15 protein-coding genes are annotated in these 19527 nt (G+C 33.8%); 12 read left to right on the top strand and 3 right to left on the bottom strand.

All coding sequences use genetic code 11. The annotated features are described in order from the left end of the window. Positions 1 to 153: 153 nt before the first annotated feature. On the bottom strand, positions 154 to 1773 hold the full coding sequence (locus GOQ16_RS16250) for an NADP-dependent glyceraldehyde-3-phosphate dehydrogenase (protein ID WP_160070256.1): 1620 nt from the start codon (positions 1771 to 1773) through the stop codon (positions 154 to 156). 89 nt (positions 1774 to 1862) lie between these two features. Further along, the gene (locus GOQ16_RS16245) at positions 1863 to 2876 is read right to left on the bottom strand and encodes a zinc-binding alcohol dehydrogenase family protein (protein WP_204987506.1); all 1014 of its coding nucleotides are present in this window, start codon (positions 2874 to 2876) and stop codon (positions 1863 to 1865) included. Positions 2877 to 3284: 408 nt separating this feature from the next. Between GOQ16_RS16245 and GOQ16_RS16240 the strand changes: the two genes are divergently transcribed. Both GOQ16_RS16240 and GOQ16_RS16235 read left to right on the top strand, forming a co-directional pair. Continuing rightward, complete coding sequence (locus GOQ16_RS16240; protein ID WP_160070255.1) at positions 3285 to 4115, top strand: helix-turn-helix domain-containing protein; 831 nt, start codon at positions 3285 to 3287, stop codon at positions 4113 to 4115. Positions 4116 to 4180: 65 nt separating this feature from the next. Continuing rightward, positions 4181 to 4792 (top strand): DUF417 family protein, encoded by a 612-nt coding sequence (locus tag GOQ16_RS16235; protein WP_160070254.1) that lies wholly within the window; start codon positions 4181 to 4183, stop codon positions 4790 to 4792. Between the two features lie 51 nt (positions 4793 to 4843). Here GOQ16_RS16235 and GOQ16_RS16230 read toward each other — a convergent pair whose 3' ends face one another. Continuing rightward, the gene (locus GOQ16_RS16230) at positions 4844 to 5020 is read right to left on the bottom strand and encodes a hypothetical protein (protein WP_160070253.1); all 177 of its coding nucleotides are present in this window, start codon (positions 5018 to 5020) and stop codon (positions 4844 to 4846) included. 166 nt (positions 5021 to 5186) lie between these two features. Between GOQ16_RS16230 and GOQ16_RS16225 the strand changes: the two genes are divergently transcribed. The 10 genes from GOQ16_RS16225 to GOQ16_RS16180 all read left to right on the top strand — a co-directional run bounded on the left by GOQ16_RS16225 (position 5187) and on the right by GOQ16_RS16180 (position 18902). Next, positions 5187 to 6365, top strand: coding sequence for an N-acetylmuramoyl-L-alanine amidase (locus GOQ16_RS16225; protein WP_160070252.1), 1179 nt, complete (start codon positions 5187 to 5189; stop codon positions 6363 to 6365). 180 nt (positions 6366 to 6545) lie between these two features. Beyond that, positions 6546 to 7445, top strand: a complete 900-nt coding sequence (locus GOQ16_RS16220; protein ID WP_160070251.1) for a sensor histidine kinase — start codon at positions 6546 to 6548, stop codon at positions 7443 to 7445. 182 nt (positions 7446 to 7627) lie between these two features. Next, positions 7628 to 8218, top strand: a complete 591-nt coding sequence (locus tag GOQ16_RS16215; RefSeq protein WP_160070250.1) for an RNA polymerase sigma factor — start codon at positions 7628 to 7630, stop codon at positions 8216 to 8218. Between the two features lie 76 nt (positions 8219 to 8294). After that, a complete protein-coding gene (locus tag GOQ16_RS16210; RefSeq protein ID WP_160070249.1) occupies positions 8295 to 9473 on the top strand; it encodes a FecR family protein in 1179 nt (392 codons plus the stop codon). A gap of 192 nt (positions 9474 to 9665) precedes the next feature. Further along, the gene (locus GOQ16_RS16205; protein ID WP_240141073.1) at positions 9666 to 13043 is read left to right on the top strand and encodes a TonB-dependent receptor; all 3378 of its coding nucleotides are present in this window, start codon (positions 9666 to 9668) and stop codon (positions 13041 to 13043) included. A gap of 11 nt (positions 13044 to 13054) precedes the next feature. Then, entirely contained in the window at positions 13055 to 14770 is a 1716-nt protein-coding gene (locus GOQ16_RS16200; RefSeq protein WP_160070247.1) for a RagB/SusD family nutrient uptake outer membrane protein, read from the top strand. Between the two features lie 101 nt (positions 14771 to 14871). Further along, the gene (locus GOQ16_RS16195; RefSeq protein WP_160070246.1) at positions 14872 to 15729 is read left to right on the top strand and encodes a glycoside hydrolase family 16 protein; all 858 of its coding nucleotides are present in this window, start codon (positions 14872 to 14874) and stop codon (positions 15727 to 15729) included. A 173-nt stretch (positions 15730 to 15902) separates the two neighbouring features. Beyond that, complete coding sequence (locus GOQ16_RS16190) at positions 15903 to 17234, top strand: alpha-L-fucosidase (protein ID WP_240141072.1); 1332 nt, start codon at positions 15903 to 15905, stop codon at positions 17232 to 17234. A 347-nt stretch (positions 17235 to 17581) separates the two neighbouring features. After that, the gene (locus GOQ16_RS16185) at positions 17582 to 18229 is read left to right on the top strand and encodes a DMP19 family protein (RefSeq protein ID WP_240141071.1); all 648 of its coding nucleotides are present in this window, start codon (positions 17582 to 17584) and stop codon (positions 18227 to 18229) included. Between the two features lie 64 nt (positions 18230 to 18293). Further along, a complete protein-coding gene (locus tag GOQ16_RS16180; protein WP_204987505.1) occupies positions 18294 to 18902 on the top strand; it encodes a hypothetical protein in 609 nt (202 codons plus the stop codon). Positions 18903 to 19527: the final 625 nt, after the last annotated feature.

Here is a 19527-nt window from a genome sequence, read left to right as displayed (position 1 = left end):
CTTTTACCCATACTTACTTTGTTTGTTTCGCAACTTCAAAGTTAGCTAAAGGGTTGGTGATTGCGCCAACCTTTTTTAATCTTTACCGGACACTAGTGATTTATATTGAAATGAAAGAGAGCTGAAATTTTTTTCAGCTCTTACTTTTTAATATTAGAATATAAACTTAGTACTCAAGAAATTGGATTTATTATTTTCAATAATTTGATTGAGTAATTGCTTGTTTTGAGGCGTTGCTTTTGTTGCTACAATAGACCTAATTGAAAATGATCGTAATGCATCCCTTACCGACAATGTTCCTTCAGCACTGTCTTTTCGACCCGTGAATGGGAAACTATCTGGTCCGCGTTGACATTGACTATTGATATTGACTCTGCCGACTTGATTAACCAAAGGAGAAATTAATGATGTAATCACTTCATCATCATTACTAAACAAACTTACTTGTTGGCCATGCGAAGAATTTATTACATATTCTATAGGTTCATCAATGTTGTCATAAGGAACAATTGGAATTATAGGTCCAAATTGTTCTTCTCTGTAAATTTTCATGTTCTGATTTACAGGATACACAACTGCTGGATAGAATAATGATTCGCAAATTTCGCCACCTTGTTCATTGATGACAGATGCACCATGTGCAATGGCATCATCAATACAATCTTTTAAGTATTGTGGTTTATTTATTTCTGCAAGCGGCGTTATTGTTACGCCTGATTCCCAAGGCATACCAATTTTTACCTTTTTTAATTCGCTTTTCAACTTATCAAGGAAAGGATTTACGACTTTACGATCTACAAATATGATTTTCAATGCTGTACAACGTTGTCCATTGAAAGATAATCCTCCCATAATAGTTTCTTGAACTGCAAGATCCAAATCAGCTTTTTGATCAATAATCGCTGCATTTTTAGCATCAAGACCTAGAATAGCACGTAGTCTATTTACTTTAGGGTGCAATTTTTTAAGGTCATTCGCTACTTTACTTGAACCGATTAATGCCAATACATCAATCTTTCCAGATTTCATTAGATCAGGAACAATTTTGTTTCCGCGACCATAAATTGTGTTTACCACACCTTTAGGGAAACTTGTTTTGAAAGCTTCTAATAATGGTGAAAATAATAATGTACCATGCTTAGGTGGTTTGAATAGAATTGTATTACCCATTACTAAAGCTGGTATAAGCGTAGTAAATGTTTCATTTAATGGATAATTGAAAGGGCCCATACACAATACAACCCCAAGCGGAGCGCGTCTTACTTGAGCGATGATTCCTTGCTCTATTTGAAAACGAGAAGATTCTCTATCAAGATCTTTTAACTCTTGGATGGTGTCGTACATATATTCTACTGTACGGTCAAATTCTTTGTTCGAATCAGCAAATGATTTACCAATTTCCCACATGATTAACTTCACAACGATATCTTTTTTAGCTATCATTTTCTGTGTGAAATTTTCTAAGCATTCGATACGTTGTTCGACACTCATGGCAGGCCATTCACCTTTGCCGTAATCGTAAGCTTTTACCGCAGCATCAAGTGCTTTTTGTGATTCCTCCACTGTCGCAAGAGGATAACTCCCGATACGTTTGCGATTAATACCATCTGCGGATTTTACACAAATAGGAGAGTAGACATCGTTCACTTCACCATGCCAAGTAATCATTTCTCCATCGCAAAGGAATTCGCGTTGATTTACTTCTTCTGGCAACATAAAGTCGCTAGGAATCTCGTCTTCACTCGGAAAGACGTTTTGTAATTCAAGTTTCATTTTAAATTGAATTTATAACTGTTTAATAATGTTTAGGTCAATGCTAAGTCGTCAGATAAGACTGTCGCAGATTATAGGCAAATTAATACTTAATTAAAATCTATGACTGTTTTAATCCCAGACTTTAGGTTTTCGGGCTTATTCCTTAGATAAGTGACCGCATTTTCAAAAGGAACTCTTTTGGTGATAAAGTCTTCAGCTTTTAAAGACTTATTCAAAAATTTAAATATAATGTCATTAAAGTAATCTCGAACAGCATTTCGGCTACTCATTAACGTTCCCTCACGTTTATGGAATTCAGGATGGCTGAATACAATATCTTGGTTTTGAATGCCAACTAATACATAACGCCCACCGTGAGCCATGTAATTGAATGCCTCATTTATAATTTTTACATTTCCACTTGCATCAAATATTAAAGTAGGCATATTGCCACTTGTTAAGTTGGATAGATTATCAGCGATATCATCACCTATTGGATTCAGTATATAATCTGCGCCTAATCGTTTTGCATGAGCCAAACGCGAGCAGTCGACATCCATTGCAATTATTTTAGCACCACTTAGTTTAGCTAATTTAATAATACCTAATCCTATTGTTCCGGCACCAATAACAAATACAAACTCACCAGGAATTACCTGCGCTCTTCGAATAGCATGCGCTCCAATCGCAAGTGGTTCAACCAATACGAGTTGATCATAAGTCAAGCCCTTTGAATAAATCAAAGATGCTGTAGGAACGACTATGTACTCGGACATGGCGCCATCTGTATGTACACCCAATACTCTCATGTCTGTAGCACAATTGGGTTTACCCATTTTGGAAGCATTATCTATTCCTTTTGTCAGATATGGCACTAACGTCACTTTGTCTCCAGGAGCCAAATCTACAGCATCGCCTTCTACATACTCAGCCGCTATTTCGTGTCCCAAGACACGAGGATATGTAAAATATGGTTGCTGGCCAGCAATGGCGTGTATATCTGTACCACATATACCCACTCTTTTTATCTTAATTAATGACTCACCAATTTTTGGTGTCGGAATAGCATGTTCGGTATACGATAACTGGTTCGGATTTTCACATACAAGCACTTTCATCATATCATTTGAAAATTTATGATTATAAAAAACTTTGCATTATTTACAATCTCAAATCTCATCAAAAAAAATGCAATAATTAAAATTAAACAACGAAATCGTTGCCAAAATCATAAAAACTATTTTTTGAAAGGATCGAAATATTTAATTATACCAACATATGAAGGGGGGAACTTTGAAGATTTATATAGCTTTCTGCTAGAAAATAGTCAGTATAACAAGCTTAAAGATAATATTGTATAAAGATCCGCTAATTACTAACACTCAATTAAACTCTATTTTCAGTTTATTTGAAAAAATATCATCACAAGAAATTAGCTGACTTGATTAAATTACCAAAAGTGAATTTGGGGAGAAATAGTTTTAATGCTTATCTTTTCGAAAAATCATAATTTAATTCAAGAATATTCCATGCACAAAAGTATAAGGATTTACGATTACGATTCTTCTGTTGGACATATTAAGCTGAATGATCCTTATTATTATGTTATTTTATTAAAGCATGTAAAATCCATTTCTATCAATTTAGTAGCATACAAAACTGCAGATTTTACGGTCTTATTTTTAACACCTTATCAATTACTAAACATAGAATTACCATCGAATTCTATGGTAAAGGTATTGCAGTTTCATGCTGATTTTTACTGCATAGAATACCATAAGAAGGAAGTGGCGTGTAATGGTGTGCTGTTCAACAATATTTTTGAACGACCTCTAATTGATACATCCTCAAATTTCATTGCTGAAACGTATGTTTTATTCAATCATATACAAAGTATTCAAGTTGCGAAAGAGTCTTATAATCTTTCTATCATGAAAGCGTATTTGCAATTGATATTAGCACTATGCAATAAGGAGATGTTGCTACAAAGACAGGATTATGCTCCTAAGTCCAGTATTGTTTTAGCTGATTTGCGCAATGTGATTAATGCTAATTTTATTGAACAGAGATCTGTTCAGTTCTACGCTGATTATTACAGGATGAACTTGAACAGTTTTAGTAAGCGCGTCAAGCTCGAATATGACAAATCCCCTCTGGTTTTAATTCAAGAACGATTAATATTAGAAGCCAAAAAACTACTTCATCTTACGTATAAAAGTATCAAAGAAATAGCTTTCATATTAGCATTTGAAGATGTTTTCTATTTCAGTAGATTTTTCAAAAAACATGTCGGGGTTTCTCCCAAAATATTTAGAGAAGAGGTAGGCATTGCAGAAATTGCTGAAAAGTCCATAGATTGATTTTATTTGTCCATTTATACTGCCTCATGAAAGTTCTAATTTAGCGTAGCTTATATTTAGGACTTATGAAATCTATACTTACTTTTTTTGCACATTCAACAATTTCTTATACTCATTTTTTGCGCATCGCAATATTTGTCGTGATGGCATGGATTGGTGGCTTGAAAGTTTTTCACTATGAAGCGGATGGGATAGTGCCGTTTGTGATTAATAGCCCGTTTATGAGTTTTTTCTATTCAAAGACAGATGTTATGGCTTATAACAATGATGGTGTTTTGGTGAAAGAATATAACCTGCATAAAAATCCTGAAGGCTTAGTTGTAAAGAAAAATATAGAATGGCATACTGAAAATGGAACTTATGTATTTTCTTATGGCTTGGGATTAGTGATTTGTATTATCGGTATCTTGGTATTACTTGGGATTTGGTTTCCAAAAATTGGGTTTTGGGGAGGTGTATTCACATTCGGGATGTCTATTGTTACGCTCTCTTTTTTGATTACTACTCCCGAAGTATATGTACCCAATTTGGGAGGTGATTATCCAACGCCACATTATAGTTTTCCATACCTTTCTGGAGCTGGTCGTTTGGTGTTGAAAGATATTATAATGATGGGAGCAGGGTTAATAATTGCGTCAGAATCAGCTAAACAGTGGCTGAAAATTAAAACTACTTAACAAATCAAAGTTATATTTTTAAATTCCTGCGGAGTCATTTGCACATGTCTTTTAAAGAATTTTGTGAAATTGGAATTGTGTGACGCTGGTATTTATTAATAATACCAATTCCAAATAGCCATTATGCTTGTGTGCTTGCGTAGGTCTTTTATTGTTGTCAAATTCAGCAACTTTTATAAGTTTATTCGATTGAATATTATCTTTAACAATGATTTGTTTGCTCTTCATGAATATGTGTTGAAATGTGTCCAACATACAAATCATTTTGAATAATAAATCTATCTTTACTAATTGCCATTTGTGCTAAGAAATGAATTGAATTTTAAAGGAATTCACATAAACTAAAGATTTGCAGATGTGCGAATTGAATTTCAAATCAAAAATATAAAAACCTATGAAAACCATTTTGTTTACAATTTTTCCCATTGCTTTATTTGTTTCGATATTACTTCCGGCAAGCGCTCAAGAACCTTGGATTGGTAGAACCACTGGAGACTTGCCTTATATGGAATATAGTGATGGTATGGTTAGATTAGGAGCTGATAAAATGACTTTTATTGATTCTGCAGTCCGATTGGTAGTCATAGATTCAGTAGAAAATAGATATAAAGTCAAGTTATCCGAAAATTGGCAAGCGTATATCCCTAAACGCTTTATTAAGCGTGGTTTTGAAGGGTTAGAAGCTAAAGTCACTACTAATTTTTTAACTGGTTCTTGGCATTTGTCTGCCAAAGAAAAGTATGACGTACTGACTGTCGCGCTACATGATCGACTTCCATATAGAAGTTTTCAGTTAGTAGAACCCAATAAAATCGTTATTGATATTTTTGGAGCTGTTTCAAACACTACATGGATTACTCAATTAAGAAATGCACAGATAGTCAAGAATGTTTACCGTGAGCAGCTGGAGAAAGATGTTTTCCGAATACATATCGATTTGAGAGGTACTCAAAATTGGGGCTATAGCGTTAATTATAGCAATAAGTCTCTGCGAATATCTGTTAAACATGCTCCCTCAAAATCAGGTATAAAGAATCTATTTATTGCCATAGATGCTGGTCATGGGGGGAGTGCGAAAGGGGCTGTTAGCCCATATGGTACAGAGGAGAAAATATATAATTTGTTGTTTGCGAAAGAATTGGAAGGATTATTACGCAAGAAGGGTGTGAAAAATGTGTATTTGACCCGAAGCGAAGATGTGGATATTGCTACTACAGATCGCGTGCTTAAATTAAAAGAGGTAAAACCCGACTTGCTTATCAGCTTACATTTTAATGCATCATCTAGATCCGAGGTGAATGGCGTAAGCACCTATTACCACCATATGGGGAGTAGAGAAGTCTCTAAATATATTTTAGACGAAATGTTAGATTTAGGATTGAATGAATTTGGATTGATTGGTAATTTCAATTTTTTACTAAATTCTCCAACAGAATACCCGAATAGTTTGGTTGAAATCGCTTTCTTAAGTAATCCAGAAGATGAGAAACGAATACTTGACGAAAAATTCCATAAACAGACTGCTGACAAGATTTATAGAGGAATCGTAAAATGGTTGAAAGAAGTCCAATAGCATTTAATTCCTATGTTGAGTTCGTCAATTTTGAAGATTGATATTTCTTTTCTGCTATTAGAAATAATGTAGTGATAAAGTTTATGTCGTGTCTTATGTTTTTCTATTAATTTAAATTATTATAACGAAATATTTATTTTTTTATAGCAAATTAGATAACCTTTGAAAAACTTAATTCCTATGACTGACCAAAATATAATTATTTTGCTTGTATTAGCTATTGTTATCAGTAAGATAATAATTGGATTTTTAATTTACTTTTTGGTAAAAAGAAATAAAGAACTAAAATCGGAGCGAAAATTATTGTCTGAACACAATCAAATTCTAAAAAATCATGTAGAGATAATTGAAAACCAAAAGGACGAATTAAAAGATGCTGAAAAATTTAAATTAAAAATTCTTTCCATTGCTTCTCATGATCTTCGAACTCCTTTTAACGATTTGAACATGATGTTTGATAATTTTAGTTTATTAGAATCTAGACCTGATATTATCAAGGAATCTATGAAGGAGGTGAAAGGACAGATCTGTGTGGTTCAAGAAACTTTGGATAATATATTATCTTGGACAATAGCTCACCTCAAAAAATTAGAGAATCACGCGCAAGAAGAAATTAATATTACAAAACATATAAATTCCATTGTGGATTTGTATGATTTAAGAATTAGGCAAAAGAGAATTAAAGTAAAATTTTGTATGCTGAAAGATTACTTCACTATGGGTAATGCAGAAACTTTCAATTTTGCTATGCGAAACTTGCTTAATAACGCAATAAAGTTTAGTCCTACTGATTCTGTAATTGAAATTAAAATTTCTAAAAACGGTAATACAGGGCGAGTTTCTTTATATGATCAGGGTATCGGAATGGATTCCAACAAAATTGATCGAATAAACTCAGGTGAGTATCACCATAGCGAAGTTGGTACGAATCAAGAGAAGGGGTCTGGAATTGGTCTTGCTTTGTGTAAGGAATTATTAAAAAAGCAAGGTTGGATTCTCCGAGTCGATAGTTTATTAGGAAAAGGTACTGAAATGCAACTTATTCTTCCACTTCAAAAATCCGCATATAGTGACAATTAATTATTATAGCCCTAATGTTTTCCTTAGGATTTTTTTACCAAAGCTCAATAATTTAGACCAAAATAGTGTTTGTTACAATGAACTAAAAGCAAATTATTACAAATATTATTTTTGCATTATGTATTATATATACATATATTTATTGCCGATTAAAAGTTGTAGATAGCCAATAATTTATTTTTGTGAAAAGTATCAATTTCAAAGATTTGGAAGATGACGAGTTGTTAAATTTATTTAACAATGGATTTTATGATGCTTTTACTGAAATTTATATACGATATAGTCCTGAATTATATAGGCATGCACTACGGATGTTGAATGATAAAGAATCTGCTCAAGATGTTATTCAGGAAGTGTTTACTAATTTATGGATTAATAAGTCTTCTATAAATTTTAAATCTTCTCCTAAGAATTATTTGTATACATCTGTTCGAAACAAAATACTCGATTTAATAGCAAAAGAGAAATCTCAAACAAAATATATAGCATCTCTAGAAGATTTTATTCACAATGGAAATTACATTACAGATAATTTGATCAGAGAGAAAGAATTGGCTGCAGTTATTGAGCAAGAGATAACGAATTTGCCTCCAAAAATGCGTGAAGTATTTGAATTAAGTCGCAAAGAATATAAGTCATATGCTGATATTGCTCAAGAATTGAACATGGCAGAAAATACTGTCCGCAAACATATTACTAAAGCTTTAAGTAAGTTGAGACCTAAGATTTCAGATTATTTAGCTATAGCTTTCATCCTAAAATATTTTATTTAAAAAAAATCTTTCCCGAGTACTACTATCAATTTAATTATTCGTCTTATATATTGTAACGGGTATAATCCCTAAATATATGATGACCAATCAGACAGCAAAAGAATTATTAGATAAGTATCATTCAGGTACCATTACTGATGAGGAATTGGCTATTTTAGAAAGTTGGTATGTTCAACAAGCTAAGAATAGTTCTGAGTTTCAAATGTCTGAAAATGACATTGAGCAAGACTTATTGAAAATATCAAAAAACTTCCTGCTATTCAAAGAGGATAATTCGTATATGCCCTTTTATAATCGAAAAAATGCATGGACTCTTGCCGCCTCTATATTAGTGATTTTCTCACTAGGTATCTCATATTTATTCTTTCGAAATCAACCTGAATTAGCGACATCAACAATTGCCGTTAACGAAGTCGATAATAAGAATGATGATGTTATTATTCCAGGTAACAATAGAGCAATTTTGACCCTAGGTGACAACTCACAAATTGTTCTTGATGATTTGGAGTCAGGTAATATACATACAAATAATGGTGTCAAAATCAGCAAAGCTCCAAATGGTCAATTGCTTTATGATATAAGTTCAATTGCGAAGAATGCTGACATTGGTGATAATTATAACACAATAACTACACCAGCAGGTGGAGAGTATCAGGTTAAATTATCAGACGGTACTACGGTATGGCTTAATGCTAAATCGTCTATTAAATTCCCCACTATATTTACAGGTATTGAGCGTCAAGTTGAAATCACTGGTGAAGTATATTTTGATGTGTCGCATAATGCCAAGAAACCATTTATAGTTAAGTCTGGTGACCAAACTGTAAAAGTCTTAGGAACACAATTCAACATTAATTCATATTCAAAAGAAAAAGGTATCAAAACGACGTTGATTGAAGGGTCAGTGCTCGTAAAATCTAATTTGAAAAATTTGAGTAAAGTATTGAAACCAGGCCAAGAATCACTTTTAGATCAAAATCATCAAAAGTTTTCTATTAATAGGGTAGATCTTGAACGTGTGGTTGCATGGAAGAATGGCTATTTCATTTTTGAGAATGAAGAGTTAGAAGATATCATGAATCAAATTGCAAGATGGTATGATGTTGAAATTGAGTATACGAATATTAATAAGAGAACGCAATTCGGAGGAGCAATTTCGAGATATAGAAAACTTGAAGATGTATTGAATCTTTTGGAATTGACCGATAAAGTAAAGTTTAAAATTCAAGGAAGGAGGATCATAGTGATGAATTAAAAATTTACTTTTCATAAGATGAATTTATATAAAAAAGTCTTGAAGTGCTGGAACACCACAAGACTAAAGATAGGTTCGTTTAATTTTACTGCTTAGATAAAATAAATTATAAACCCAATTTTTAAAGTTATGAAATTTAATTGTTTAGTTCCTAATAGGGTAACCTATTTGAGCTATAAAAATTTGTTGATTATGAAATTGACCTTAGCACTCGTTTTAGTTTGCTTTTTTCAATCGATTGCGAATACTAATGCACAGCGTATCACACTAACAGAACAAAACGCTTCACTTGAGAATATATTGAACAAAATTAGAAAGCAAAGTAAATATGATTTTGTATTTCATTCTTCTGATATAAGACAAGCAAATCTAGTGACTATATCTGTTAAAGATGCCTCTTTACAAGATGCTTTGAATTTGGTATTGGCAAATCAATCCTTAACATATGTTATTAAGGATAAGGCTGTCGTTATTAAAAAAGCTCCGCAATCTGAATTAATAGATATTAAAGGAACTGTGTTAGATGAAACTAATGCTCCTATGTCTGGTGTAAACGTGAAAGTGAAGACTGGACAGGAAGCTACTTCTACGGACGCTAGTGGAGGCTTTGTCCTGAAAAATGTTAAAAGGAATGCAGTTATTCAGTTTTCGTTTTTAGGATACGAAACTCTTGAAGTTTCAGCAACTGCTAATATGAATGCGATTCAACTTAAGAGAATGAATTCTGATCTTGACGAAGTCGTAGTAGTGGGTTATGGTACAATGCGTAGAAGTGATCTTACAGGTTCAATCGCTAGTATAAAACCAGACGAAAAAGATGCTTCCAAATCACTTTCTGTTGATAATTTAATTCAAGGTAAGGTAGCTGGTGTGAATGTAAGCGGTGGGGTAGCAACGCCTGGAGCAGCACCAAATATTGTAATAAGAGGTGCTAATTCATTACGTGGAGATAATCAACCATTATATGTTATTGATAATATTCCGCAAGGTTCTGTAGGTTCTTTTGCAGGAAGTGCGCTTGGTAGTGGTGATTTTGATATTCAACAAAATCCATTGACAAATCTAAGTCCATCTGACATTGAAGATATTCAAATTTTAAAAGATGCCTCAGCAACTGCAATTTATGGCTCTAGAGGTGCAAATGGTGTTATCCTTATTACCACTAAAAAAGGAAAAGCTGGCGCTCCTAAAATAAACTTAACTTCTAATTATACTGTGGCTGAAGCGACACGTCTAAGACCTATGCTAAATCTAAAAGAATATGCTGACTACAGAAATGAAAAGAATGGTGGCACACCAGTTTTCTATAGAGAAGGTGAGGAGATTCGTTATGTGTTTGGTGGAGAAACCTATGACCCTAATATTGATTCGACTTACCGTGTCGTGCGAGGTAGAAATTGGCAAAACGAAATTTATGGAAATCCACTTTCTCAATCCTATAATTTATCTGTAAATGGTGGTGATAAAGTTAAATATTACATAGCCGGAGATTACAAGGATATTAAAGGTATTGTAAAAGAAACTGGATTGAAGCAAGGGGGATTACGCTTAAACTTAGGAGGTAATTTAACGCAAAAACTCACTTTTAATACGTCAATCTCAGCCAATCTAAAGACAAATAATATGATGGCTGGCGGAAATACAAAAGGTGGAGCTACAGGGTCAATCACTCGTTCGGCCATTGATTCTGCACCATTTGAAATGCCACCTGATGATCCTACTTTAGCTCAGAATGATGAACTACGTACCACCGCACTTGCATGGTTGACCGATTATGCTGATTTAGCAGATGAAAAATCTATTCGTGCTTCCGCTGATTTAACTTGGAATTTTGCAAAGGGTTTTTCATATGTTATGCGCACGGGGGGGAATATTTTGATGCAAGACCGTACAAAATGGTATGATGAAGGTATCTGGTTGGGCCTAAATAATAATGGTTATTTAGGAAATTCAAATCTCAATAGCAATAACTACACTTTCGAAAACTTAGTTAATTATAATGGTGATTTAGGTAAGATTGCTAAAATTTCTGCAATAGCAGGGGTTACTTATGACGATTACAATTGGTTAAATAGAAATATTCTTGCTTCTAACTTTGATTTCAAAGGTTTAGGAACAAAAGGTTTGCATATGGCGACTAATCAAACCATCGCTTCACCAAGTCAAAGTGATTACCAACTGTTGTCGTATTTAGGGCGTGTGAATCTATCTTTTTTGGAAAGCAAGTACTTGGTTACTTTGACGGCTCGCGCAGACGGTAGTAGTAAATTTATTCCTGAAAATAGATGGTCATTATTTCCTTCAGCAGCTGTTGCATGGAGAATTAATCAAGAAGAGTTTCTTAATTCTGCAACTTGGGTAAAAGATTTGAAACTTCGTGTTGGGTACGGTAAGACAGGTAGTCAATCTATTAATCCATATAATACAATTTATAACTATACACAAAGTAGAGAATATACCGACAGTAATGGTGCGTTGAATAAAGTAATCACTGTTTCGAATTTATCAAATAGCGACCTAATCTGGGAAACAACTTCAGCCTACAATGCTGGTTTGGATTTTAATTTCTTCAATGGCTTATTAGGTGGTACAGTGGAGTACTATTACAAAGAGACTTCCGACCTTTTAATAAATAAAAACTTAGCTCCATCTGCAGGTTTCTCCGCAATAACTGTGAACCAAGGTGCATTAAGTAATAGAGGTTTTGAATTGGCATTAAACAGTGACCTGATTAAAAATGACAATTTATTGTGGCAAATATCTGGAAACATTGGAACGAACGCCCGTAAAGTATTATCCTTGGGTTCTCCACTAATGGATCTAGGTACTGTCAAAGGATCTGGATATTTAGGTAATTCGATTGGGGATCATTTTGGTGTAGCCAATATATTTTTAGTAGATGAAGCGCCTGGATTATTTTATGGATTTAAAACAGATGGTATTATCCAAACTGGAGCGACAAATTTACCAACGACAACATTATTCAATATGTTGCCTGGTGAGATAAATGTAGTTGATACCAATGGGGATGGGGTCATCAGTGCTTTAGATATGACGATTATTGGTGATCCTAATCCAGATTTCAATTACGGTTTTCAAACATCGTTGAATTATAAGAAATTCCAATTTTCTACATCTTTCTACGGTGTAAAAGGTGGTAACATCTTGAATGGTAATATCCGTTACGAGCAAACTCCTGCGGCTAATACACCTAATCTGACTAACGAGGCATACAAGAATGCTTGGCGAGTAGATGCTCCTAACAATTTGTATCCATCGTTGACAAGTTCTGTTAAGAATTACATCTATGATCGATTTGTAGAAGATGGTAGCTTCTTAAGATGTAGTGATATTACATTGGGTTATACATTTGATAGCGCTTCATTAGGCGACAAAATAGGTTCTATAAACATTTTTGGATCAGTGAAAAATGCATTTATAATCACAAATTATTCAGGTTATGATCCCGAGATGCGAACTTTTTCTTTTGATGGTCTGCGTCCAGGAATCGATTTGAATTCATTTTCAAATCCTAGACAATTTGTGTTTGGTTTTAATGTTAAGTTTTAATGTGTACGACAATGAAAAAAATTATATATATATCGAGTCTTTTAGGTGTATTAAGTTTGACTTCATGTGAGAAGTTATTGGATGAAAAGCCAGAATATACGGTTAATAGTATTACCGCTTTTGATTCAGAGACATCGGCAAATATGGCATTGCAAGGCTGTTATGCCTATTTAACAGAGTATAATCTATACGGTCAAAATTTCCAAGAGCTTTTAGTTGGTCCAAGTGGGTTAGCATTTGGTCAAAATAACAATATTGGATATGCGGAATTCGTTTCATTAAATATTAGCGAAACGAATACTACAGTATCTCTAAGTTGGTCTGGACTGTATAAAGTAATTAGCGAATGTAACTATTTGATAGCTGGTGTGGAGAAAAGCAATTTGAGTGATGCTTTTAAAGGCCAGGCTATCGGTGAAGCGAGATTCTTAAGAGCGCTTTGTTACTTCAATTTAGCAAATCTTTTTGGCGGCGTACCGTTAAGAATTGATCCAACCACTTCAACAACTGTGGATTTACCAAAATCAACGCGTGAGCAGGTGTATGCCCAGGCTGAACAAGATTGGAAATATGCAGCGGAGAATTTAAATGCTGCAAAATCTTCTGGTCGTGCTAGTAAATACGCAGCGTATGCTTACTTGACCAAATTGTATTGGACACTTGCTAGTGCCGAAGGAGGTTCGTCTCCTAATTGGGCAAAAGCCAAAGAAATGGGCGATCAAGTCATCGCTTTAGGAGGGTATAATCTGGAGGATAAATTCTCTAAATTGTTTGAAAATAAATCATTGGGTTCTGTAGAGTCCATTTTTCAAATTAATTTTTCTTCAAATACCAATGGGTACGGTAATAGAGGGAATTGGGTGTTTTCTCCTACGAATTCTTCCAATCCGGGCATTTCATGGGCAAGATATCGTGCTTCGAAAGCTTTTTACGATCAATTCAGAGGAACATATCCAGATGATCCAAGGTTGGAGACCACATTTATGGTTCAATTTAAGCTAATTAAAACAAATAATACTGTTCATTATACTTATCCATATCTATATGGTGCGGCTACAACAAATACTTTAGCTACAGATTCAGTTAATTACACGACATTGGAAGATCCGACTAATCCGAAGGTGTCTGAACTTTCAGAGGCAATGCAAGTCGCATTTGTAAGAAATGGTGGAAGAGATTACAGCTGGCCATATTTTAAAAAACAGTATGATGCTGCTGCTATGGCACAGAATAGTAACAAAAATTTATTGGTGTATCGTTATGCTGACTTCTTACTTATTATGGCGGATGTAGAAAATGAATTAGGAAATAATTCTGAAGCTATTACTTTCATCAATAAAGTATTAACGAGAGCGCGTAATTCTGCTCCAAATAGAACTTATCCAAAGAACATAACAACGTCAACACAGGCAGAATTGCGTGATAAGATTTTCTACGAACGCTTGTTCGAGTTGGCAGGTGAATTTGACAATTTCACAGATGTTAGAAGACGTGGTGAAGCGTATTTCGCAAAAGTTCTGGAAAGGCATGATAACCATCATGTTACTAGAGCGCAGGTAGAATACAATAAATCCTTAAATAATAATCTAGCATTTATGGATTATTTAATATTGGAAAATGTAAACAAAAATGAACTTCTGAAAAGAAATTTATTGCTACCTATTCCAAGAAATGAATTGAATACTAATGGCGGTTTGACAAATGAAGACCAAAATTACGGTTATTAATATTAAAAAAAACCAAATATCCAACTCCTTAAAATAAGGCAGTTGGATATTTTATTTTCATTGAAAACGCTAACTAAGCATAATCTAAACTAATATATGTTATGAAAAACCTTTTAAGAATATCTCCATTATTATTTCTAGTCATGTTTGCTCTAAAATCATGTGGCAATAAAAAGATATTATCACAATCAAAAGGTGAGCTGAAGGACTCATCGAACTTCGCATTAATATGGTCAGATGAATTTGATAAAGATGGTGCTTTTGATTCTAATAAATGGAGCTACGCCAAACGTGGTCGTGTTGCATGGAATAAATTCATTACCCAAAATGAAGCCTATGTAAACCAAAAGAATGGCAATCTAGTTTTACGAATGGATATTAGACAGATACCTGGAGACACGATGGCGTATCATTCTGGAGGTGTTAAATCTTCCACTAAATTCAACCTTAAATATGGCAAAGTGGAAGTGAAAGCAAAGTTTACGCACGGAAGAGGATCATGGCCAGCTATATGGATGATGCCCGAGCCAGAATACGCAAAAGGTACATGGCCAGATTGTGGGGAAATCGACATTATGGAGCATGTGAATAATGAGCCTGTGATTCATCAAACTTTGCATAATGCTGCATTTACAGCTGAATCTGGAGCGAGTACAGCAACAAAAACATCAGATTATAAAATTAATGATTATAATATTTATAGTATGGTTTGGACTCCCGCTGAAATTCAATTTTATTTGAATTATGAGCTTAAATACACTTACACCAAAGAACAACATTGGGGTGATATAGAGTGGCCTTACGACGTTCCTTTTTATATCATTTTAAATCAATCAGGAGGTGCAGGTTGGCCAGGTAAACTTACTGAGGCGGATTTGCCATTTCAGATGGAAGTAGATTATGTGCGTGTGTATGATTTACCACTAAAGGACAAATTAAAATTCGGATTACTAAAATAGGATAACAAATATTATGAAAAAGATAACAAGCATTTGTGCATTTGCATTGCTTTTAATACATACTGCAACTGCACAAAATTATGTAAAGCTCAGCCCAAATGACACCGAAGAAGAAATGGTAAAAAAGGGCTGCTTCTGTCAAACCAACTACTAGACAACTCAACTGGCAGAAGTTGGAAATTACTGGATTCGTGCATTTCGGAATTAATACCTTCACGGGGAAAGAATGGGGAGATGGAACCGAAAGTCCTCAACTATTCTATCCGACAAAATTAGATACGGATCAATGGGTTAGAATCGCCAAGCAATCAGGGATAAAACTTCTAATTCTTACGGCAAAACACCACGATGGCTTTTGTTTGTGGCCAACAAATACTACTGATTATTCAATAAAGAATGCACCATATAAAAATGGACAGGGTGATATTTTAAAAGAATTAGCTGAGTCTTGTAAGAAATACGATATGAAAATCGGTGTTTATTTATCGCCGTGGGATAGAAATGCGAATTCGTATGGTTCTGATCAATACAACGAAATGTTTCGTAATCAACTCAAAGAAGTTTTGACTAATTATGGGAAGATTGATGAGGTGTGGTTTGATGGCGCAAATGGCGAAGGTCCGAATGGTAAGAAGCAAGAATACGATTGGGCTTCGTACTACAGTGTAATTCGTGAGCTACAACCTGAGGCCGTGATAGCAGTAATGGGACCAGATGTGCGTTGGGTGGGCACCGAGACAGGTTATGGCAGAGATACAGAATGGTCAGTTGTGCCAACAAATAATTTGGATCAAAATAAAATCGCCGAAGGTTCGCAGCAACAAATGAATATTAAGCCTGCTGGAGATATGCGTAGAAAAGATGTAGGTAGCCGCAATGTAATTAGAAAAGCCGAAGGATTAGTGTGGTATCCTGCCGAAACCGATGTGTCAATTAGACAAGGATGGTTCTATCACGAGAACCAAAATTCGAAAGTAAAATCACCTGAAAAATTGTTGGATATCTATTTCAACTCGGTAGGTAAAAATGGTGTGTTGCTTTTGAATATTCCACCAACACGAGAAGGTTTGTTCCATTCTGTTGATGAAAATAATCTATTAAAATGGAAACAGCTTAAGGATTCGATTTTTGAAACTAATTTACTACAAGCCAATGGTGTAAAGTTGAAAACGGATAAAAACCGAATTCAGAAGAATGATGATGGTGAAAAAATTTGGACTACGAAACAGGAAAACCAACGGTTAATGTTCGAATATTCTGCTAAAAAACCTTTCAAAACGAACATTATACAATTGGGGGAATATATCAAATGGGGGCAACGAGTTGAAAATTTTGAACTTCAAATATTGAAAGATAAACAATGGATTACAGTTACAACAGGCACTACTGTTGGGTATAAACGCATCGTAACATTCCCTGAGGTAACGACAAATCAGGTGCGAATTATTATAACTCAATCACGTATCCAACCATTTATCGACAAAATCGGCCTCTATCACTATTAAGGAGTTGATCGTCTAGAAGGTAATACAGAAAAGAAATAACCTATAAACAAATCCTCGATTATATATCTGCTCATACTGACTACATGAGCAGATGTGTTTCTGTTTAGAATTATGGCGTTGTGCATTGGTATAGCTTGGCTATTCACAATATGACTCACATTAGTTTTTATTTTATTGTTTCTCTATTATTATAATACGTCAAAATAAGGTGTTCAATATCAGTAACATGTGAAGTTTAGAGGTTGAGATAACGAAATTCGCCTATAGAAAAGGATTGGCGAAACAATTTTGTATATTAGTTTCGTAAACCAATTGTTAGGGGTCAGGCAACGAACGACATTACGACAATGAAAAGAACTTTAATATTTATGGGTTTTATAGCCACAACTTTAAACTTGTTTGGCTGTTCGGGACAGACAAAGAAAAATGATAGTGGACTTTCCAAAGAAATTGAAGAACAACATGCTCAATCGTTTGAAGTGTTTAAGAATAGACCTATTCACAAAGAATTGACTGAACAAATAATTGACACTACATCAGAGGACAATTTATTACAAGTGGTTTTTGACAACCTATCAGAAAAACAATCCACAGATTATGAAAATGAATACGAAACGGTAATGTCTTGGAACAAATCTAGACAAGCAATTTATATGATTTGGGTGTTGGAAGCAGAAGTAAACAATGGCGGTTATATCCAATTTTATTTTAATTCGAGAGGACAGTTTTATAAACATCTACCAGATGTTTTAAAACTTGTAGGAGCGAACAAGTTTGCAGACCTGACCAAACGAGCCAACGACACATTTGAGAAAGAGAACTCAAAAATAACTCAACATCAAGACAGGACATTAGAAGGTTTTAGCAAATCCAATGACGACAATCCATTAAACCAATTTGACGATGAGTTTTATGACCTTTACAAAACGGAAAATTTACAACAAATTCAAGTTGACTATATAAGAAACAACAAGAAGGAATTTATAGACAAATGACACGATAGTAAGAAGCGCGAACCGCTAACATCATATTTGCAAAAGGCGCGGCTAAAATGCTAAAATGAAAGTAGGTGTTTCTATCTCGGTTCGAACACAAAGCACTAAAACTTATGTGATATTTTGCCCAAACGAACATACGATAATCAAAGTAGAAATTATTAGTCAACCATATTCTGGAGAATTCAAGGAACGCATTTATGATATTGAAAGTCCTTGGAATTCTCAAAATTGGTCATTTATAAAATTTACAGAAGATGACTATACTGAATGGTGTGGTCAATTTAGAGGGTTTGCACTAAATGCCCAAGTTTCATTGAAAAATAAACTGGCTTTGATTTTGACAAGTGATTATCTTTTTGAATTAGACGTTGAAACTTCTGATGTAATTGATTTTGAAGATAGACCACAGTATAAAAGTTTATCGCTTACTCCAAATGATGATTTTTTAATTGCTGATTATATGAATGTCAAAAAAATCACATCGAACATAAAAGAAAAAAGGTTAATTGAAAGTCCAATCGAAATGGATTTCATTGTATTTAAAAATTGGTCAAATAATATATTAGAATTTACTTGTGATGAGTTTACACAATCGGATAAACATTATTTGATGGAATATGATGACTCAATTGAAACTATAAATATTAAGCAAATCACACAACCAAGTTAATCTTTTAAGAAAACCTGTCTACATAGATATATCAAAATATTCGATCTTGTATAATCCTTTCTAAGCGAGGCTTGTTGTTTTATGGAGACGATTTTTAAGATGCAAATTGTATATCAAAAAAACACGTTAACAGCTTAACCCAGGTTAATTCATTAAGGTAAAATGGGGCTTACTCATTTGAGATAGCCCCATATTATTTAGATATTCTAAATTTATATAATTGATTATAAAAATCTTATTTTGCTTCTAAAAGTTATTCTGAGTATTAACTAAAGATTGAGTCTATGGATTGGATAAATACATTTCCAAATACTAAATATTTACAAATAACTCAGGATGAACTACAGATAAATACATGTAGAGAAAATAAATAGCTGATAAAGCGAGGATAAAAGTAATGCCCGCTAGAATTTTAGTAGTTGAAACATTTGCTCTCATATTATCAAGTATTAATTGGGACAAAAGTATAAATGATTGATAAGTTACAAGAACTCAGAACTGTCCTAAATAAAATTTGGCACGCATAAAATCTACTTTCTTTAATAAAATAAGACAGCTTTTGTTGAAAAATCCGAATCATACCCTATCTATTACTTTTAGAAGAGTTTAAATTGCCCAATTTTAT

It is taken from the genome of Sphingobacterium bovisgrunnientis (assembly GCF_009829085.1).
Classification (GTDB): Bacteria; Bacteroidota; Bacteroidia; order Sphingobacteriales; family Sphingobacteriaceae; genus Sphingobacterium; species Sphingobacterium bovisgrunnientis.
Note: the sequence above shows the minus strand (reverse complement) of the source record. Positions and strands in the feature narration are given on the sequence as shown.